The sequence below is a fragment of the Thioclava dalianensis genome (assembly GCF_000715505.1).
GTDB classification, from domain to species: Bacteria; Pseudomonadota; Alphaproteobacteria; order Rhodobacterales; family Rhodobacteraceae; genus Thioclava; species Thioclava dalianensis.
Genome location: NZ_JHEH01000012.1, coordinates 41,913 through 61,525, shown reverse-complemented (window position 1 = coordinate 61,525; position 19,613 = coordinate 41,913). Strand labels below are relative to the sequence as shown.

General features: G+C 62.7%; 19 protein-coding genes. 9 read left to right on the top strand and 10 right to left on the bottom strand.

The genetic code is table 11. The annotated features are described in order from the left end of the window. Positions 1–11 precede the first annotated feature (11 nt). From DL1_RS11165 to DL1_RS11150, 4 genes are all read right to left on the bottom strand, one after another. Entirely contained in the window at positions 12–917 is a 906-nt protein-coding gene (locus tag DL1_RS11165) for a branched-chain amino acid ABC transporter permease (RefSeq protein WP_038066092.1), read from the bottom strand. Positions 918–932: 15 nt separating this feature from the next. Further along, positions 933–1,655 carry an ABC transporter ATP-binding protein gene (locus tag DL1_RS11160; protein ID WP_038066090.1) on the bottom strand — a complete coding sequence of 241 codons (723 nt, stop codon included), beginning with the start codon at positions 1,653–1,655 and terminating at the stop codon, positions 933–935. Continuing rightward, complete coding sequence (locus DL1_RS11155) at positions 1,652–2,422, bottom strand: ABC transporter ATP-binding protein (protein WP_038066088.1); 771 nt, start codon at positions 2,420–2,422, stop codon at positions 1,652–1,654. Before DL1_RS11155 ends, DL1_RS11160 begins: the two co-directional genes overlap by 4 nt. A gap of 85 nt (positions 2,423–2,507) precedes the next feature. After that, on the bottom strand, positions 2,508–3,722 hold the full coding sequence (locus DL1_RS11150; protein WP_038066086.1) for an ABC transporter substrate-binding protein: 1,215 nt from the start codon (positions 3,720–3,722) through the stop codon (positions 2,508–2,510). Between the two features lie 370 nt (positions 3,723–4,092). On the opposite strand from DL1_RS11150, the gene DL1_RS11145 reads away from it, so the two are divergent. After that, complete coding sequence (locus DL1_RS11145) at positions 4,093–5,007, top strand: LysR family transcriptional regulator (protein ID WP_038066084.1); 915 nt, start codon at positions 4,093–4,095, stop codon at positions 5,005–5,007. A 68-nt stretch (positions 5,008–5,075) separates the two neighbouring features. Here the strand turns inward: DL1_RS11145 and DL1_RS11140 are convergent, their stop codons facing one another. From DL1_RS11140 to purC, 5 genes are all read right to left on the bottom strand, one after another. Beyond that, on the bottom strand, positions 5,076–6,407 hold the full coding sequence (locus DL1_RS11140; RefSeq protein ID WP_038066082.1) for a sigma-54-dependent transcriptional regulator: 1,332 nt from the start codon (positions 6,405–6,407) through the stop codon (positions 5,076–5,078). A 3-nt stretch (positions 6,408–6,410) separates the two neighbouring features. Then, positions 6,411–8,222, bottom strand: a complete 1,812-nt coding sequence (locus tag DL1_RS11135; RefSeq protein WP_051693494.1) for a sensor histidine kinase — start codon at positions 8,220–8,222, stop codon at positions 6,411–6,413. Between the two features lie 47 nt (positions 8,223–8,269). Then, complete coding sequence (gene purQ, locus DL1_RS11130; RefSeq protein ID WP_038066080.1) at positions 8,270–8,938, bottom strand: phosphoribosylformylglycinamidine synthase subunit PurQ; 669 nt, start codon at positions 8,936–8,938, stop codon at positions 8,270–8,272. Positions 8,939–9,037: 99 nt separating this feature from the next. Then, complete coding sequence (purS, locus tag DL1_RS11125) at positions 9,038–9,277, bottom strand: phosphoribosylformylglycinamidine synthase subunit PurS (protein ID WP_038066079.1); 240 nt, start codon at positions 9,275–9,277, stop codon at positions 9,038–9,040. A 14-nt stretch (positions 9,278–9,291) separates the two neighbouring features. Continuing rightward, a complete protein-coding gene (gene purC, locus DL1_RS11120) occupies positions 9,292–10,053 on the bottom strand; it encodes a phosphoribosylaminoimidazolesuccinocarboxamide synthase (protein WP_038066077.1) in 762 nt (253 codons plus the stop codon). A 232-nt stretch (positions 10,054–10,285) separates the two neighbouring features. Between purC and DL1_RS11115 the strand changes: the two genes are divergently transcribed. The 3 genes from DL1_RS11115 (at position 10,286) to bmt (ending at position 13,854) form a co-directional block, all read left to right on the top strand. Next, a complete protein-coding gene (locus tag DL1_RS11115) occupies positions 10,286–10,600 on the top strand; it encodes a DUF1476 domain-containing protein (RefSeq protein WP_038066076.1) in 315 nt (104 codons plus the stop codon). A 147-nt stretch (positions 10,601–10,747) separates the two neighbouring features. Further along, on the top strand, positions 10,748–12,745 hold the full coding sequence (locus DL1_RS11110; RefSeq protein WP_051693493.1) for a phosphatidylglycerol lysyltransferase domain-containing protein: 1,998 nt from the start codon (positions 10,748–10,750) through the stop codon (positions 12,743–12,745). A 95-nt stretch (positions 12,746–12,840) separates the two neighbouring features. Then, positions 12,841–13,854, top strand: a complete 1,014-nt coding sequence (gene bmt / locus DL1_RS11105; protein ID WP_038066075.1) for a betaine--homocysteine S-methyltransferase — start codon at positions 12,841–12,843, stop codon at positions 13,852–13,854. Between the two features lie 106 nt (positions 13,855–13,960). Here the strand turns inward: bmt and DL1_RS11100 are convergent, their stop codons facing one another. Further along, positions 13,961–15,055: a PA0069 family radical SAM protein gene (locus DL1_RS11100; protein ID WP_038066186.1), complete on the bottom strand. Its 1,095-nt coding sequence runs from the start codon at positions 15,053–15,055 to the stop codon at positions 13,961–13,963. Positions 15,056–15,211: 156 nt separating this feature from the next. Between DL1_RS11100 and DL1_RS11095 the strand changes: the two genes are divergently transcribed. From DL1_RS11095 to DL1_RS11080, 5 genes are all read left to right on the top strand, one after another. Further along, on the top strand, positions 15,212–15,913 hold the full coding sequence (locus DL1_RS11095; RefSeq protein ID WP_038066074.1) for a corrinoid protein: 702 nt from the start codon (positions 15,212–15,214) through the stop codon (positions 15,911–15,913). 119 nt (positions 15,914–16,032) lie between these two features. After that, entirely contained in the window at positions 16,033–16,191 is a 159-nt protein-coding gene (locus tag DL1_RS21895) for a hypothetical protein (protein ID WP_169740910.1), read from the top strand. Then, a complete protein-coding gene (locus tag DL1_RS11090; RefSeq protein ID WP_177195327.1) occupies positions 16,188–16,865 on the top strand; it encodes a DUF1638 domain-containing protein in 678 nt (225 codons plus the stop codon). The genes DL1_RS21895 and DL1_RS11090 overlap by 4 nt, the downstream gene beginning before the upstream one ends. A gap of 132 nt (positions 16,866–16,997) precedes the next feature. Next, a complete protein-coding gene (locus DL1_RS11085) occupies positions 16,998–18,476 on the top strand; it encodes a SulP family inorganic anion transporter (protein WP_038066073.1) in 1,479 nt (492 codons plus the stop codon). A 179-nt stretch (positions 18,477–18,655) separates the two neighbouring features. Then, entirely contained in the window at positions 18,656–19,609 is a 954-nt protein-coding gene (locus tag DL1_RS11080) for a DMT family transporter (RefSeq protein ID WP_051693492.1), read from the top strand. Positions 19,610–19,613 lie beyond the last annotated feature (4 nt).

Sequence of the window (19,613 nt, the reverse complement as noted above, 5' to 3'; positions counted from 1 at the left end):
TCACTCATCCCTTATCCCTGCCGTCCAAAGAGGCCATTTGGCCGGACCAGAAGCACGATCACCATCAGCAGGAAGATCACCGTGTTGGCGGCCGGCGCATAGAACACCTTGGTGATCCCCTCGACCAGCCCCAGCGTGAAGCCGGTCACAACCGCCCCGGCGATCGAGCCCATGCCGCCGATCACGACCACCGCGAAGATCACGATGATCAGATTGGCGCCCATCAGCGGGCTCACCGAGTAGATCGGCGCGGCCAGCACACCCGCCAGACCTGCAAGCCCGGTGCCAAAGCCAAAGGTCAGCATCACCATCAGCGGCACGTTGATCCCGAAGGCCTTGACCAGTTCAGGATTTTCCGTGCCCGCCCGCAACCGTGAGCCGATCCGTGTGCGCTCGATCACGTACCACACGATGAAACACACCAGGATCGAGAAGACGATCACGAAGAGGCGGTATTTCGGGAACATCATGAAGCCGAGATTGACGACGCCGCGCAGACTTTCCGGCATCCCGGGATAGGGCGTGCCAGAGGCATTGAAGAAGTTGATGAACAGACCTTGCAGCACCAGCGTCACGCCGAAGGTCAAGAGCAGTGAGTAGATCGGGTCGAGCTTATAAAGCCTGCGTAGCATGAAGCGCTCGATCAGCATGCCAAAGCAGCCAACCAGGATTGGTGCGAGGATCAGCGACGGCCAGAAGCCAATCGACAGATCGCTCATCCCGATCCATGCGCCCATATAGGAATACATGATCAGCGCGAGGAACGCGCCCAGCATGTAAAGCGCGCCATGGGCGAAATTGACCACGTTGAGCAGGCCAAAGATCACCGCGAGCCCGAGGCTCAGCATTGCGTAGAACACGCCGTTATTGAGGCCCAGCATACCCTGGGCGAGGATCAGTCGGATCATGGGGTCCATTGTCTGGGTCCCTCCTTATACGCTCAGGTAATGGTTGAGGCGGTCCATGCTGGCTTCAACATCGGCCGCTTCGATCGTGTCGATCACCTCGCCATGCTCGATGATGTAATGGCGGTCAGCCAACGGCGCTGCGAAGCGGAAGTTCTGCTCCACCAGCACGATTGTATAGCCGCGCGCCTTGAGGTCGCGGATCACCCGGCCCAGCGTTTTGACGATGACGGGCGCGAGCCCCTCTGTGATCTCGTCGAGCAACAAGAGCCGCGCGCCGGTACGCAAGATGCGCGCAATGGCCAACATCTGCTGCTCGCCGCCCGAGAGGCGCGTGCCCATCCGCTTGCGCACATTGGCAAGGTTGGGGAACATCTCGAACAGCTCTTCAATCGAGATGCCGCCATCGCCCACACCGGGCGGCAGCATCAGGTTTTCCTCGACATTGAGCGAGGAGAAGATGCCGCGTTCCTCAGGGCAAAAGCCGATCCGCCCCTCGGGGGTGATCCGGTGGGCAGGCTTGTTGATGAACTCGGCCCCGTTGATCTGGATCGAGCCGGTGCGCTTATCCACCATGCCCATGATCGAGCGCAGGGTCGTGGAGCGCCCTGCCCCGTTGCGGCCCAGAAGCGTGATCAACTGCCCCTCGCCCAGTTCGAGATTGATGCCGTGGAGCACGTGGCTCTCGCCATACCAAGCATGCAGATTCTCGATCTTGAGCATCGGCTTGGTCAGGGTCGTACTGCTCATGCCTCTTCCTCCTGCTCCTCGGCGGAGACGCCCATATAGGCCTCCATCACCTGCGGGTTGCGCGAGACCTCTGAATAGGGTCCCTCAGCCAGCACCTCGCCGCGCGCAAGCACGGTGATCGTATCGGCCAGTTCGGCAACGACACCGAGGTTATGCTCGACCATCACAATGGTGCGGCCTTCGCGCACGCGCGAGATCAGCTCGGTCACGGCCCCCACATCTTCGGTGCCCATGCCCTGCGTCGGCTCGTCGAGCAGCATCAGCTCGGGCTCCAGCCCCAGCGTGGTGGCAATTTCAAGCGCCCGCTTGCGCCCATAGGGCAGCTCGACGGCGCGGGTATGCGCGTAGGATTTCAGCCCGACCTGATCGAGCCGCGCCACCGCCTGCGCATCAAGATCGCTCAGCATCTTTTGCGAGCGCCAGAAATGATAACTCACCCCCAAGCCGCGTTGCAGCGCCAGCCGCACGTTTTCCAGGGCGGTCAAATGCGGAAACACAGCCGAAATCTGGAAGGAACGCACGATGCCCATATTCGCGATTTCAGCGGGTTTGCGATTGGTGATGTCGGTATCGTTGAACCGGATCGAGCCCGATGTGGGCGTGTGAAACTTGGTCAACAGGTTAAACATGGTCGTCTTGCCTGCGCCATTGGGGCCGATGATCGCATGGATCGAGCCCCGTTCAATGCGCAGATTGACGTCGTTCACGGCGACAAAGCCACCGAAACTCTTTGTCAGATTGCGTGCTTCGAGGATGATATCGCTCATGGTCTGCCTTCGGTCTGAGACACGTTTGGGCCAAGACGCATTCGGGGGCGGCCGCGACGGTCGCCCCCGAACGGTTTGGATTGGCTTACTTAACCAGCGGGCAGCCGCCATCTGCGAGCGAGGCATAGGCCTCATCGCCCGGGATGGTGCGCACGACGTCAGCCACATCCCACGGATCGGTGCCGCCGCTCTTCACTTTCAGCAGGTACATATCGTGCACCAGAAGCCCGTCCTCGCGGATCCGGCCACCTTTGGCGAAGAAGTCGTCGATCGGTGCCTTGCCAAGCTGCGCGCGCACCTTGTCGGGATCGTCGGTGCCTGCAGCCTTGATCGCGTTCAGATAGGCCATGGTCAGCGAGTAATCCGCGGCATGCGGGAAGGTCGGAGCCTCACCACCCGAGAATTTCTCGTATTTCTCTTTCCAAGCGCGCGATGCGTCATCGCCGTTCCAGTACCAGCCGGAAGTGAACTGAAGACCCGCGGCCACATCCGTGCCGAGCGATTTCACATCCGAGATCAGCACCAGCATGCCCGCAAGCTGTTGACCGCCTGCGACGATACCAAACTCATGGGCTTGTTTGATCGCGTTGACCGTATCCTGACCGGCATTGGCGAGACCGATCACATTGGCGCCCGAGCTTTGCGCTTGAAGCAGGTAGGACGAGAAGTCGTTCGAGCCCAGCGGCACGTCCGAGCTGCCCACGACCGTCCCGCCAAGGCTTTTCACCACTTCCGAAGTATTGTCCTGCAGCGCATGGCCGAAGGCATAATCGGCGGTGATGAAATACCAGCTCTTGCCACCGTTCTTGACGACGGCCGTCGCGGTGCCCACAGGCAGCGCATGGGTGTCATAGCCGTAGTGGATGCCGTATTTGGTGCAATCCGCCCCGGTCAGCGCGCTCGACGCCGAGCCGGTATTCATCGTGATCGTCTTCTTGTCGGATGCGAGCTTTTGCACCGCCAGACCGACGGCCGAGTTGGTCAGGTCGGTGATCATGTCGACATGTTCTTCATCGATCCACTGACGCGCGGTGGCCGAGGCCACGTCGGCCTTGTTCTGGTGGTCCGCCGAGATCACTTCGATCGGCTTGCCAAGCACGGTACCACCGAAATCCTTGACCGCCATTTTCACGGCATCGACCGCGCCTTTGCCCGAGAACCCGGTCGAGTAAACACCCGACATATCGCCCAGAACGCCGATCTTCACGACGCCGTCGGATATTGCATCCTGCGCCAGAGCACCTTGCGCGCCCATCAGGATCGCGGCGGCACTGACACCTGCATAGATTGCTGATTTCATGAATTTTCCTCCCTGGTTTTTTACTTGGCCCGAAGCAGCTGCATCCCTCCGATGCGCACTACCCGGGAAATCCTCTGACCGCCCCTGCCCGTTTGGGCCGCTGGCGGCGTTCCATGTGCCTCACTCCTCCGTGACGCCAGATGGTAACCTTCTCATCAAGCTGCAGGCTTTACCAGCGGATATCAGCTTGTCGCGTTCAAGGCGCTTTGGGAAAGACTATCATCGCATCTTTTCAAAACCGCGTCACACGCTGTCAAGAATGTTGCACACGTAACTGCCAAAAGGATAGCTGGGAAATCATGAGTCGCTATGCCACGTTTCCGGTAGGCTGATGTGCGAAACTGCCCATACCCCCCGGTGAGGTTGAGTGATGATTTTTGATTGGAACGATTTACGCTATTTTTTATCGGTCGCGCGGGCCGGACGGTTGACGGCGGCGGCACGGACGATCGGGTCGGATCACGCAACTGTGTCCCGGCGCATCACCGCGCTGGAGGGGCGGCTGAGCGCTCAGCTGTTCGAACGCAGCCCACGGGGCTATGCGCTCACCGATGCGGGAGAACGCCTTTTGAGGCATGCCGAGCAAATTGAAAGCGTCGCAGCCCGCGTGCATGACGATATCGCGGGTGAGCGCTACGCCCTGTCGGGATCGGTCCGGATCGGCACGCCTGATGGGTTCGGGGCATTCTTTCTTGCCCCCCGGCTGGGCGATTTTGCGACCGCACATCCCGAGCTGGAAGTGCAACTTGTAGCCACGCCGCAGGTATTTTCTCTGTCCAAGCGCGAAGCCGATATCGTGATCACCCTGTCGCGGCCCGAAAAGGGACGGCTGATCTCGCGCAAACTGACCGATTACACGCTGCATCTCTATGGCGCGCCAAGCTATCTCAAGACGCATCCGCTGACCGATAAATCCCAGCTCAGAGAGCATCTGATGATAGGATATATCCCCGAACTGATCTTCACCCCCGAGCTGGATTACCTGTCGCTCGTGGTCGGCGATCTGGTGCCGCAATTCTCCTCAAGCAACCTGTTTGGGCAATTGCGCGCAATTCAGGCAGGCAAAGGGATCGGCATCCTGCCCGATTTCATGGCGCGCGGAGCGCCCGAACTGGTTCCGCTACTGCCCGATGAGATCGAGATCACCCGCTCCTACTGGCTGCAAACCCATCAGGATTTGCGCGAGAGCGCGCGGGTGCGCACCGCGATGCGCTTCATCGCAGAGCAGGTCTCGGAGGCCAAGGCAGAGTTTCTGCCCGAGAAGCTGGGCCAACCCACCGCGTGAGAACAGCCTGCAAGGCTGAGGTTCCGACGGCGGCTCCAGCATGAAGACCGCCGCCGAACCACTTGTTCTTAAAGATAATCCGAGCGCTGCAGCCCGTATTTCGCCATCTTCTCGTTCAGCGTCCTGCGCGGCAGGCACAGCTCTTCCATCACCGCCGCGATCGAGCCCTTGTGGCGTCGCATCGTGTTGTCGATCAGCATCTTCTCGAAACTCTCGACATATTCCTTGAGCGGCTTGCCCTCGGTGGTGATCGCGGCAGGCCCGGTATCCTCGTCATCGGCCATCAGCAACGAGGCAATCGAGCCCGAGCCGCGCCGCGATTGCAGCACTGCGCGTTCGGCCACGTTGATCAGCTGGCGCACATTGCCCGGCCACGGCGCCTGCAAAAGCTGCGCGGCCTCCTGTGCGGTCACCTCGGGCACTTCGCACCCATATTCATCGGCGAATTGCTCGGACATGCGGTTGAAAAGCGTGAGAACATCTTCGCCACGCGCACGCAGCGGCGGAAGGGTGATCTTGAGGGCGGCAAGCCGATAATAGAGATCGGGCCGCAGCGCATCCTCGACGGTCTTACCCTCGCCATGCGTGTTGCAAATTGCAACGATTCGCGTTTCCGCCGGGCTGCCCTGATCATTGATGAACTGCAGCAGACGGGCCTGCAGAGGCTGGCTGAGCGATTCGACATCCTCAAGACAGAGCGTGCCGCCGCGCGCCTCTTCGACCAGCGGCAGACCGCCCTCTTCGACCGGGCCGAAGAGCTTGGCCGCCAGCGCCTCTTCGGCAAAGGCCGCACAGGAGACCACAGTGAATTTGCGACCCGCGCGCGGGCCTGTCGCGTGCAGCGCATGCGCAACCAGCGTCTTGCCCGAGCCGGTCTCGCCATCGATCAGAACATGGCCATCGGCCTGACTGAGATCGAGGATATCCTCGCGCAGCCGCTCCATCGGCTCAGAGGTGCCGATCAGCTTGCCGATCACCTTCTCGCCCTCGGCCAGATCGCGGCGCAGCGCGCGGTTGTCGAGCGTCGTGCGCCGAGCCTGCGTGGCGCGCTTGGCAAGCTCGGTCATCCGATCCGGGCTGAACGGCTTTTCCATGAAATCCATGGCGCCCAGCCGCATCGCCTCGACCGCCATCGGCACATCGCCATGGCCGGTGATCATGATCACGGGCAAGCCGCTATCGATCCCCATCAGCCGCTTGAGAAAGGCCATGCCGTCCATTCCGGGCATACGAATGTCGGAGATCACGACCCCCGGCCAGTCCGGTCCGATCTCCTTGAGCGCATCCTCGGCACAGGGGAAGGTCTCGGTATCAAAGCCTGAGAGGGCCAGCCATTGGCTGACCGACTGGCGCATGTCTTCCTCGTCATCGACGATTGCGACTTTCATCATTCTTGCCATGTCTTACTCCGCGGCCCTGACGGACCTGTTCTTGTCCGACAGGAGCGGCAACTGAACTTCGAACACAGCGCCTCCTCCTTCGGAATTATGCGCGGTCATGCGACCGCCAAAATCTGCGATGATGGAAGAAGAAATCGCAAGTCCAAGACCAGTTCCCTCTCCCGGTTTTTTTGTGGTCCAGAACGGCTCGAACAGCTTGTCGAGATCCGTGATCCCCGGCCCATTGTCGCGCACGCTCAAAACAGCGGTCTCGCCCGCGGTCAGCATCAGCTCAACCTGCGGCTCTGCAACAGACTTGGTGGCATCAAGCGCATTTCGCAACAAATTAATAATGACCTGCTCAAGCCGGATGCGATCGGCCATGACCATCACCGAGCCGCGCGGCATGGTGCGGATGATGTGCAGCTTGCGGGTTTTGAGCTGCGGCTCCATCATCGAGAGCGCCTCCGAGAGCGCCGCGCGCAGATCCACCGGCTCAAACGCCTCGCCGCCCTTGCGGGCATAGGATTTGAGCTGCCGCGTAATCGCCCCCATTCGACCGATCAGATCATCGATGCGCTGGAACGAGGACAGCGCCTCTTCGGTGCGCGCACGTTGCAAAAGCAGCCGCGCGCCTGCCAGATAGGTTTTCATCGCGGCCAGCGGCTGGTTCAGCTCGTGGCTGACGGCAGCCGACATCTCGCCCAATGCGGCCAGTTTAGAGCTTTGCGCAAGCGTCTGCTCGGCCACCGCAAGATCCATCTGCGCCTTTTCGCGCTCGGCGATCTCGCGGGTCAGACGGGAGTTGAGCGTGCGCAGCTCTGCCGATTCCGCGCGCAATGCCTGACTTTGCCGCCGCGCCCGACGCGAGAGCGCGTAGAACACCAGCGCCAACAGGATCGCAAAGCCCATGATTTCAAGCGCGAGCACCGCATTCACCCGCTCACGCACCGAATCGTAGCTGGTGAAGGCGATCATCTTCCAGCCCCGGAATGGCACGCGGGTCTCGGTGCGCATCACCGCCTGTCCCTTGAGATAGGCATCGGGCGCGTCGTTGGCCCAATCGGCGGTGGCCTGCAACGCCCGCTCGATCGCCGACGGGGCCGAACGCGCCGCAAGTGCTTCATTCATCGTGACGCCCCGCCAGCGGGGTTCGGTCGTCAGGATGATCTTGCCCGAACTGTCGGTCACCGCCACCGCATCCGAAATCCCGGCCCAAGAGCGCTCGAATTTCGACAGATCCGCCTCAACGACGATCACCCCGACCGGCTTATTGTCCTGAATGAGCGCGCGGGAATAGTCGAACTCGGTGCCGCCTGCCTCATTGGTATTGAGCGAAAAAATCGTCTCGCGCGAGCGCGTGGCATCGACGAAAAACTCGGTATTGGGAAAGGCCATCCCGATCTGGGTGCGATTGGTCGAGGCCACCACACGGCCCTGCATGTCCAACAGCCGGATCGAGGCCACCGCGACCTCTTGGCGGGCCGAGATCAGCCGGGCCGAGGCGGTCGAATAATCGTTTGTATCGAGTGCCTTGATCAACTGCGGATCGCGCGCCAGCAGCAGCGGCACGACATTGGTGCGCTGCAATTCCGAAGTGATGTTGCCGGTATAAAGCGCCAGACGCAGTTCGGCGCGCACCCGCGTGGTTTCGGTGAAGCGCTGGGTGAGCCAGACATTCGTCATCAGCATCACCGCAATGGCCAGGGCCAGCACCGCCGCCACCGCAATCCGCATCAGCCACCGCGCCCGCAAACGGCGCGCGCGCGCCGGAGGCTCGGATGCGGCCTCCGCCGCCTCGGGCAGTATCAGATCTTGCGCGGTGTCATCGGACATAGCGTCAATCTACGCCAGCTCAGAGCGCGCGGGCAAGCAGGCAGCGGTCAGGCGCGTGCCATGATCCCGCTCAACGCGCGGAAAAGCGCCGCCCCGTCAGCGCCACCTTGCGCGGCATCGATCGCGCGCTCGGGATGCGGCATCATCCCAAGCACCCGGCGGTTCTCGCTGAGCACGCCTGCGATGTCATCGACCGAGCCATTGGGGTTCTCGACATAGCGAAACGCCACCCGATCCTCAGCCTTGAGCTGCGCCAGTCCCTCGGGATCGATCTGGTAATTACCATCGTGATGCGCAATCGGGATCGTCACCGTCTCGCCCGGGGTCATCCCGTCGGTATAGGCGCTCTCGGCAGTCTCAACGCGCAGCGCCACCGGCTTGCAGATATATTTGAGCGAGCCGTTGCGCATCAGCGCGCCCGGCAGCAAGCCCATCTCGGTAAGGACCTGAAACCCGTTGCAGATGCCCAGAACATAGCCGCCGCGCCCAGCGAAATCGGCAATTGCCTGCCCCACCGGCGAGCGCGAGGCAATCGCGCCGCAACGCAGGTAATCGCCATAGGAAAACCCGCCCGGCACGCCGATCACGTCGAGCCCCTCGGGCAGCGTGGTTTCCTTGTGCCAGACCCGGGTGACCTCGATGCCTGCGCGCTCGAAGCCGACGACAAGGTCGCGGTCGCAATTGGACCCGGGGAAGGTGATGACGGCGGCTTTCATGTCAGGATCTCCTGCTCTGGATGGGGTGCAGCCCCGGAGCCCGGTCGCGTGGCGCGGGGCCAAACCGGCCCCGGCACCGCTCCCGGGCATTTGCGACGTTCAGACGATCTCGACGGTGTATTTCTCGATCACCGTATTGGCGAGCAACTTCTCGCACATCACCTGCACCTCGTTCTCGGCGGCGGCGGCATCGGTGGCGGCCAGATCCAACTCAATCACCTTGCCCTGACGGACGCCCTCGACGCCCGAAAAGCCCAGATGCCCCAGCGCGTGGCGCACAGCCTCGCCCTGCGGGTCCAGAACGCCATCCTTGAGCATCACATGCACGCGCGCTTTCATCCTCGGGCTTCCTTTCAGTTGATCAGCGTCGGTTTGATCGGTTGGGTATTGGTGGGCATCACGCCCAGCCGCCGGGCCACTTCCGTGTAGGCGTCGGTCAGATTGCCCAGATCGCGGCGGAACACGTCCTTGTCGAGCTTCTGACCGGTTTTCGAATCCCACAGGCGGCAGCTATCGGGGCTGATCTCATCGGCGACGATCAGGCGCATGAAATCGCCCTCCCAGACCCGACCGATCTCGATCTTGAAGTCGATCAGCTTAATGCCGACGCCATAGAACACGCCCGAAAGGAAATCATTGACCCTGAGCGCCAGCGCCACGATGTCATCCATATCCTGCTGGTTGGCCCAGCCAAAGGCGATGATATATTCTTCGGGGACCAGCGGATCGCCCAGATCGTCATTCTTGTAGCTATACTCGACGATCGGACGGGGCAGCGGCGTGCCCTCCTCAAGGCCCAGCCGCTTGGCAATCGAGCCGGCGGCGAAATTGCGCACGATCACTTCAAGCGGCACGATCTCGACCTGACGGATCAACTGCTCGCGCATGTTGAGACGCTTGATGAAGTGGTTGGGCACGCCAATATTCGTCAGCCCGGTCATGAAATACTCGGACAGGCGGTTATTGAGCACGCCTTTGCCCTCGATCGTCGCCTTTTTCTGGGCGTTGAACGCGGTGGCGTCATCTTTGAAATACTGAACGAGCGTGCCCGGTTCGGGGCCCTCGTAAAGTGTCTTGGCCTTGCCTTCGTAAATTTTCTTGCGCCGGGGTGCCATGGCGTCTCCGTTTTCTCTTCGGGCCGGTCTCTGCCCGGGCGCGGACAGCCTAAGGACCCTATTGCTTGCCCTATAGGACAAGCCTGTCTCTGGAGCAAGGCAAACAGTGGCAAACCCGCGGTGCAAAGCGTATCGAGGATCACACAAAGGAGGGAGCCTTGCCCCTTGCGATGGCATCGGTGCATGTGCATATCCTGATGGTAACGAATAGTTTATCCAGAGGAGACGGGCGATGACGTCATTCGATGATCGCAAAGATGCCTATGAGAACAAATTCGCCCATGATGCAGAGTTGCAATTCAAGGCCGATGCGCGCTGCAACAAAATGCTGGGCGAGTGGGCGGCGGCTCTGCTGGGCAAGACCGGCGCCGAGGCCACCGATTACATCCGCACCGTCGTGACCGCCGATTTCGAGGAAGCCGGCCACGAGGATGTCTATCGCAAACTGGCAGGCGATCTGGACGGCAAGGCCGATGAGACCACGATCCGCGCGAAAATGGCGGAATGCATGGCCGAGGCCCGCCGCCAGGTGCTCGCCGAAAGCTGAGCGCCGCGAGGCGAAAGAACCGACCGGGCGCCCCTCTGCGCCCGGTTTTTTCATGTCCGCTGCCGCCTCCCAGACTGCCACCTCTTAAACGGATCTCAATCTCTGCGCGCTATCCCTGCCGCCTGAAGGGTTTTGGGGAGAGTGCGGGTGCGACAGCAGGTTCACGACAAGACGCGGCGGGCTCTCGCCCGGGTCCGCTCGGTACAAACCGAACAGGCCGGACGCCTGCCCGGCTGGGCGCGCGCGGCCCGCCGCCAGATCATCGTGCTCGCGGTGCTTGCAGGCTTGGCGATGGTGCTGCGCGACCGGATCGCCCATCTCGACTGGCCCGCGATCCTATCCAGCGTTGCACAGGTTACGGCCTTGCAATGGCTGGGTGCCGCCCTCGCCACGACCGCCTCCTTCGCGGCGCTTGCGAAATATGACGCCCTGCTCCACCGTATGCTTGGAACAGGCCAGCCGTCGGGCCGCGCGGGGCGCGCCGGATGGGTCGCCATCGCGATCTCGCAGACGCTGGGATTCGGGCTGATCTCGGGCGCGCTGGTGCGCTGGCGAATGCTGCCGGGGCTTTCGCTGCTGAGCGCCACGCGCCTCACGCTTGCGGTCGCGGCCAGCTTCCTCGCCGGATGGGCCGTGCTAAGCGCGGCCGTGCTGCTTATTTTACCGCTGCCCATGCACGGCCAAGGCGCCACCGCCCTGCGCGTATTGGCAGGCCTTGCGCTACTGGGGGGCGGTGCGGTGACCGCCCTTGCGCTATATCGACCGAACCTGCGGCTCGCAGGATGGAAGCTCCGCCTGCCACCGCTGGCCGTGCAGGGACGCATTCTCTGGCTCTGCGCGATCGACACCGCCTTTGCGGCCCTCGCGCTATGGCTTTTGCTGCCCGCAGAGAGCGGGATCGGCTTTCTCGCCCTCTATCCGGCCTTTCTGATCGCGCTCGGGGCTGGCTTTGTCTCGGGCTCGCCGGGCGGCGTGGGGCCATTCGAGGTCACGCTTCTGGCCCTGTTGCCGCCCGATCAGACCGCGCAGATCTTGGCTGCGATCCTCGCATGGCGGCTGGTCTATTACGCAGCCCCCACCCTTGCCGCGATGGGCATGTTGGCGCGACCGCCCCGGCGGGCACCAGAGCTTGCCCCGGCACGTCTGCTCGCGCCCGATCCGGACCTGCCCGTCTGGCTCGAACGGCAATTGGCCCGCTCCGATCAGGCCGAGCTGGGGCTGCTGCGCCAAGGCGAACATGGCGTGCTGATCGATCCCGGCGCGCGGGGCGGCTGGATGATCGGGCGCACACCGCAGGCACTTGTAGGCCTCCTCGACCCGTTTGGTGCGCGCAACACTGGCCGCCTTCTGGACGATCTGCGCCACAAGGCCCGCGACGAGGGGCGGATCGCCTGCGCCTATAAGCTGACACCACGTGCGGCGGCTCGCGCACGCAAAGCGCGCTGGCACGTGACCCTGATGGCTACCGAATGCTGGCTTGAAACGAAAGGGTTCTCGACGGATCAGCCCGCCCGCTCGGGGCTGCGCCGCAAACTGCGCAAGGCGGCGAAAGCCGGAATACGCTGCACCCATGAGGCGTGCATCGAGCCCACCGCTCTTACGCCGGTCGCGGCGCGCTGGCACGAGGTGCGTGGCGGCGAACGGGGCTTCTCGATGGGCCGCTTCTGCCCGGACTATATCGCAGGGCAAAGCGTCATTGTCGCCCGGAAGGGTGACGAGATCGTCGGATTTGCAAGCTTTCACACCAATGACCGGGAATGGGTACTCGATCTAATGCGCCCGGCCCCCGACGCGCCCGACGGTACGATGCAGGCGCTGATCGTGACGGCGATTGAGGCTGCGCGCATCTCCGGGGCCACGCGCCTGTCGCTTGCGGCCCTTCCGCCCTGCCCCAGCCGCTTCACTGGCCCGGCACGCCATGTCTGGCAGCGCGCGGAGCGAATGGCGGGTGCGGCTGGATTGCGGCAGTTCAAGCTGGGCTTTGCCCCGCATCTCAGCCCCCGCTACATGGCCGCGCCCACCCGCGTGAGCCTGCTGCTGGGCGGCCTCGACATTGCACGCCAGATCCACGCGCCACCGCCCCTGCCGGGCGCTTCCGCGCCGCGCCACGGGCTGTTTCACAAATTTCGCTCACTATCTTCTTGAACGAAAGGAATTTGCCAATTGTCGCACGGCATGGCAGGACAGGATCGAAAGGCCGCGCTTGTCGCGGCCTCAACGCCATGGAAACGAGGCCCTTGATGACCGACGCGCTGAGCCGCCTTCTGGAAACCCGCGACTGGCTTCTGGCCGATGGCGCAACCGGCACCAATCTGTTCAATATGGGCCTCGAGGCGGGAGAGCCTCCCGAGCTTTGGAATGCCGATCAACCAAACAAGATCAAGCAGCTCTATTCGAAAGCCGTCGATGCGGGCTCGGATCTGTTTCTGACCAACAGCTTTGGCGGCAACGCCTCGCGGCTCAAGCTGCATAACGCGCAAAACCGGGTGCGCGAGCTGAACCGGCTCGCCGCCGAGATTGGGCGCGAGATTGCCGACCGGCAGGATCATCCGGTGATCGTCGCAGGCTCGATGGGGCCGACGGGCGATATTTTTGCGCCGATGGGCACGCTGACCCATGAGTTGGCCGTCGAGATGTTCCATGAGCAGGCAGAGGGCCTCAAAGAGGGCGGTGCCGATGTGCTCTGGGTCGAGACGATCTCGGCCCCTGAGGAATACAAGGCCGCCGCCGAAGCCTGTTTGCTGGCTGGCATGCCCTGGTGCGGCACGATGAGCTTTGACACGGCGGGGCGCACGATGATGGGCGTGACCTCGACCGCGATGGTGGGCATGGTCGACAAGCTGACCCATGCGCCGCTCGCTTTTGGGGCCAATTGCGGCGTGGGGGCCTCGGATCTTCTGCGCACGGTGCTGGGATTTGCGGCCACCGGGACGGAGCGACCGATCATCGCCAAGGGCAATGCTGGCATCCCGAAATATGTCGATGGCCACATCCATTACGACGGCACGCCCGAGCTGATGGCGGAATATGCGGTTATGGCGCGCGATTGCGGGGCCACGATCATCGGCGGCTGCTGTGGCACGATGTCGGAGCATTTGCGCGCGATGCGTGAAGCGCTTGAGACCCAGCCGCGCGGCGAGGACCGCCCGAGCCTTGAGGATATCTCGGCCCGGCTGGGCGGGTTTTCCTCGGAAGACGACGGTCTGGGCGAAGGTGGCGCCAAGCGCGAACGGCGCGGCCGCCGCCGGAGCTGAGCGCTCAGGCGCACCGCGCAGACGACACCGAAACACGTTCAGACCAAGGACGGTCTGGGGCGGCGCTCACGCGACCGGCCAGAAGGATGCAATGATGCAAGTGGGCTCAGAACAGTTCGAGTTGATCGCCCTTGCGGGGCGGCAGGTGGAATTGCGTGCAATCCAGCTCGGGCAGGCTGCGCGCAAAGCCCAGCCGCTTGCACGACAGCGCAAAGCGCTGGCGCAACAGCTCGGCCATCTCGCCCTCCCCCTTCATCCGGTTGCCAAAGCGCGGATCGTTGAGCTTGCCGCCGCGCATGTCGCGGATCCGGCCCAGCACCTTTTCGGCCAGACCGGGGCGGTGACGCTCCATCCAATCGGCGAAAAGCGGGGCGACCTCATGGGGCAGCCGCACCGGGATCATCGAGGCTGCCTTGGCGCCTGCGCGCCGCGCCTCGGTCAGGATCGCCTCCAATTCGTGATCGGTCAGCCCCGGGATCATCGGCGCGGCCATCACCCGCACCGGAATGCCTGCGCGCGACAGCTCCCGGATCATGCGGATGCGCGTGGGCGGGCTGGGCGCGCGCGGCTCCATCTCGCGCGCAAGCCCCGCATCGAGCGTGGTCACCGAGATGCCGACCTGTGCCAGCCCCTGCCCTGCCATCGCGCCCAGCAGATCGAGATCGCGCAGGATCGCCGCCCCGCGCGTCACGATGGACACCGGATGCCCATGCGCGTGCAGCACTTCCAGCACACCGCGCATCACCCCCATCTTGCGCTCAATCGGCTGATAGGGATCGGTATTGGTGCCGATGGCGAGCGGCGCGACACTGTAGCCCGGCTTGCGCAGCTCGGCCTCAAGCACGCGCGGCGCCTCGGGGCGCGCGATCAGACGGGTCTCGAAATCAAGCCCCGCCGAGAGCCCCAGATAGCCATGGCTGGGCCGCGCGAAACAGTAGATACACCCGTGCTCGCAGCCGCGATAGGGGTTGAGCGAACGATCAAAGGGCACATCGGGCGAGCTGTTGCGCGAAATCACGCGGCTCGGGCGCTCCACGCTGACTTGCGTGCGCAAGACATGCTCTTCCTCGGGAATGTCCCAGCCGTCATGCTCTGGCGCACGGGCATAGGGTTCGAACCGGCCAGCCGGGCGCGCAGCCGCTGCACGCGCGCGCAGGCGTTCGGCAGGATTGGACGGGGGCAGATCAAAGGGCAGACTCATGGGCTCAATATAGAACGAAATGAGAACATTTGCCAAGATCTCACAGTCAAACCGACGATGAGGTCGGACAACCACCAATGAATGTCGCAATTCGCCAAGCCAGAAGGGACAACGCGTCCCACGAAAGGTTAAGGCGGCTATCAGGAGACCGAGAATATGGCCGAAGACGATGACGAAATCATCCTGTCCGAACTCAGCGATGACGAGCTGACTGCACAGATGATGGATGACCTCTATGACGGTCTCAAGGAAGAGATCGAAGAGGCCACCCATATCCTGCTGGAGCGCGGCTGGACCCCCTATGATATCCTGACCAAGGCTTTGGTCGCGGGCATGACGATCGTGGGCGCTGACTTCCGCGATGGCATCCTGTTCGTGCCCGAAGTGCTTCTCGCGGCCAACGCGATGAAGGGCGGCATGGCAATCCTCAAGCCGCTGCTGGTCGAGACCGGCGCACCGCGCATGGGCAAGATGGTGATCGGCACCGTGAAGGGCGACATCCATGACATCGGCAAGAACCTTGTCGCGATGATGATGGAGGGCGCGGGCTTCGAGATCGTCGATCTCGGGATCAACAACCCGGTCGAGAAATACCTTGAGACGGCCGCAGCCGAAGGGGCCGATATCATCGGCATGTCGGCGCTGCTGACCACCACGATGCCCTATATGAAAGTCGTGATCGACACGATGAAGGAACAGGGCATTCGCGACGATTACATCGTTCTGGTGGGCGGCGCCCCGCTCAACGAGGAATTCGGCCGTGCGATTGGCGCAGATGCCTATTGCCGCGATGCTGCCGTCGCGGTGGAAACCGCCAAGGATTTCATCGCGCGCAAACACAACCAGATGACCGCCTGAGCGCGGGCCACCCCCGGCCCCGACACAGCGCATCGAATTCAAAGGCCCTGATTTTTTTGATCGGGGCCTTTTCCTTTGGCGCCTTGCACCCCATACTCAAAGGGACGGAGGATACGCGCATGCCGCTGCCACATTTCTTGTTGCTGATCGTGTTTGTCATCGTGATGGCCGCCCTGACGATCTGGATCTTTGCCAGCTCGGGCGTCCCGATTGCGATGCTCGGACTGATGGCACTGGTGGCTGCGGGCGTGATGCGTCTTCTGGCGCGGGTGGAATGACCCGGCCCCCGGATCTGCTTGATATCGCTGATGCGACCCTGACCGAGGCTGGACTTGAACCGCGCGGCACGGGGCGGCTTTTGCTGATCGCCTGCGGGGCGCTGGCGCGTGAAATCCTTGATCTCAAGCGGCTCAACGGTTGGGATCATATCGACCTGACCTGCCTGCCCGCCAAGCTGCATCTCTATCCCGAGAAGATCACCGAGGCCGTGAGTGCCGCCGTGACAAAGCATCGCGCGCAATATGATCGGATTTTCGTCGTCTATGCCGATTGCGGCACGGGCGGGCAATTGTGGGACAAGTGCAAGGAGCTGGGCGTCGAGATGATCGAGGGCCCGCATTGCTATTCCTTTTTTGAAGGCAATGCGCGCTTTGCCGAAACCGCCGAGACCGAGATCACGGCCTTCTACCTCACCGATTTTCTGGTGCGGCAATTCGATGCCTTCGTCTGGCGCCCGATGGGGTTTGACCGCCATCCCGAGCTGATCGGGATGATGTTTGGCAATTACGAACGGCTGATCTATCAGGCCCAAACCGACGACCCGGCACTGGACCAAGCGGCGCGGGCCGCAGCCGAGCGCCTCGGCCTTGCCTACGAGCGCCGATTCACCGGCTATGGCGATCTGGCCCACGCCCTGACGCGATTTGCCAAAACACCGGGCAACCCCGCCTGATCTCAGGGCGATTGCCTGCAAAACCTTAGCGCAAGCTTGGCTTTTCTGCGTTGCGGCGATATGGGGATGGGCAAATGAGACGCTCAAGACCCGCCAGCACTCCGGCTGGGGGTCGCTGACCTGACCGGAGACATCATGACCTTCCAGACTTGGCGTAGCCAATGGTTCGGCAATACCCGCACCGAACTTTTATGTGGACTTCTCGTCGCCTTCGCGCTGATCCCCGAAGCCATCGCCTTCTCGATCATCGCGGGTGTCGACCCGAAAGTGGGGCTTTATGCCTCCTTCTCGATCGCCACGATCACCGCGTTTTTCGGCGGACGGCCCGCGATGATCTCGGCGGCAACGGCCGCCACGGCGGTTCTGATGGGCACGCTGGTGCGCCAGCACGGGCTCGATTACCTGCTCGCCGCCACGATCCTTGCAGGCGTGCTGCAGATGATCGCAGGCGCGCTCAATCTGGGCCATATCATGCGCTTCGTGTCGAAATCGGTGATGACCGGGTTTGTGAACGCGCTCGCGATCATGATCTTCATGGCGCAATGGCCAGAGCTTGACCCGAGCCGCGTCCCGATGGTGACCTATCTGCTGGTGGCGCTTGGCCTCGCGATCATCTACCTGCTGCCGCGCGTCTTCAGCGCCATTCCCTCGCCGCTGATCGCCATCATCGTGCTCTCGGCGATCACGATGGGTCTGGGCCTGAACGACGTGCACACGGTCTCGGATATGGGGGCTTTGCCGGATTCGCTGCCCTCCTTCCTGATCCCTAATGTGCCGTTCAACTTCGAGACGCTGCGCATCATCCTGCCCTACTCGGTCGGTGTGGCCGTCGTCGGGTTGATCGAAAGCCTGATGACGCAAAACGTCGTCGATGAGCGGACCGACACCCAATCCGACCGGCGGCAGGAATGCTACGGTCAGGGCGTCGCCAACTTCTTCACCGGCTTCATCGGCGGCATGGCGGGTTGCGCGATGATTGGCCAGACCGGGATCAATATCAGCTCGGGCGCGCGCAAGCGGCTCTCGACGCTCACCGCGGGCGTGGCGCTTTTGTTCTTCTGCGTCGTGCTGGGCGAATGGGTCGGGCGCATCCCGATGCCCGCGCTCGTGGCGGTGATGATCATGGTCTCGATTGGCACCTTTAGCTGGGCCTCGCTCGGTCAGCTGCGCACCATGCCGATGTCGTCCAATATCGTAATGCTGGCCACCGTGGGGTTCGTGGTGGCGACCCATAACCTTGCTATCGGCGTGCTTGTGGGCGTGCTGCTTTCGGGGATCTTCTTTGCGGGCAAGATCGCGAAGATGACCGAGATCACCTCGCGCTATAGCGAAGAGCACGGGTTGCGCACCTATTACATCAAGGGCCAGATCTTCTTCGCGACTGTTGAGGAATTCGGCCGCGCCTTCGATTTCCACGAAAAACTGGATCGCGTCGTGATCGACCTGACCCATGCCCATATCTGGGATATCTCTTCGGTATCCGCGCTCGATCGCGCGGTAGGCAAGTTCAAGCTCCATGGCACGGATGTGAAGGTTGTGGGCATGAATTCCGCAACCGAGACGCTGATCGACCGGCTCTCCAACGGGGGCGAAGTCGCCGCCGACCACTAAGCCCCCAAGCGGCCCCGCCCCTGTGCGGGGCCGCTTCGCTTGACGAAAGGCATTTATCCCCCTATCGGCAAAACAGCCCGGACGATGGCGTCGTCCAGCAGGGCAGAAACCTGATGTCATCCTGTACGCCGGGACCTGCGACGCCGCCGCCTTCACAGCGGCGCTGACTGGAGCCTGTGATGCCCGAGACCGCCCCGCTGAGCCATCCCGCCGATCTCGCCCCGACCCAAGTCGCCGGGATGATCGCGATGTGCAGCGCCATGGGCCTGCTGCCCATCGGCGATTCTATCGCAAAGATCCTGACCGGGATCGCCGCCCCTTTCGATGTCACGGCATGGCGGACCATCGTGCAGGCGCTTTGCTTTCTGATCGTACTGATCGTGATACGCCGCAAGCTGCGCGGGCCGTTATTCTCGTGGCATACGCTCGCCTCGGGCGCGCTGGTCGCAGTGGCGTCGGTCTCGCTGATCACCGCATTCCAGACGATGCCGATTGCGACCGCGATCGCGATCTTCTTCATCGAACCGCTTCTACTGACGCTGCTCTGCGGGCCGTTCCTTGGCGAAAAACCGGGGCCGCGCCGCTATATCGCGGTGGCGGTGGGCTTGCTCGGTGCGCTCATCGTGATCCGGCCCAATTTCGCGATCTTCGGGCCGGTCGTGCTGCTGCCAGCGCTCGGCGCACTGGCCTATGCGCTCAACATGATCGTGGTGCGCAAGGCGACCCGGACGCGCTCGGCGATGAGCTTCCAGATCGGGGCTGCGTTTTGCGGCGGGGGGATCTTTGTGCTGGCGCTGAGCGTCACGACCCTCATGGGGCGCAACCCGACATCATTTGTTGAAATGCCGGTCTGGGTCTGGATCGCGGTGGCGGTGTCGGGCGCTCTGGGCGCGGTCACCTTCCTTCTGATCACGCTGGCCTTTTCCAAGGCCGAGGCATCACTGCTCGCGCCCTTCCAATATCTCGAGATTTTCGGGGCGACGATCGTGGGCTACCTGATCTTTGGGGATTTTCCCGATGCGCTGACGATCCTTGGCACCTCGATCATCCTCGCCTCGGGCATCTACGTGTTCTACCGCGAGCGAAAGGTGGGCGCGAAGCCACGCAAGATCCGCGCCCGCGCCGACCGCTAAACGC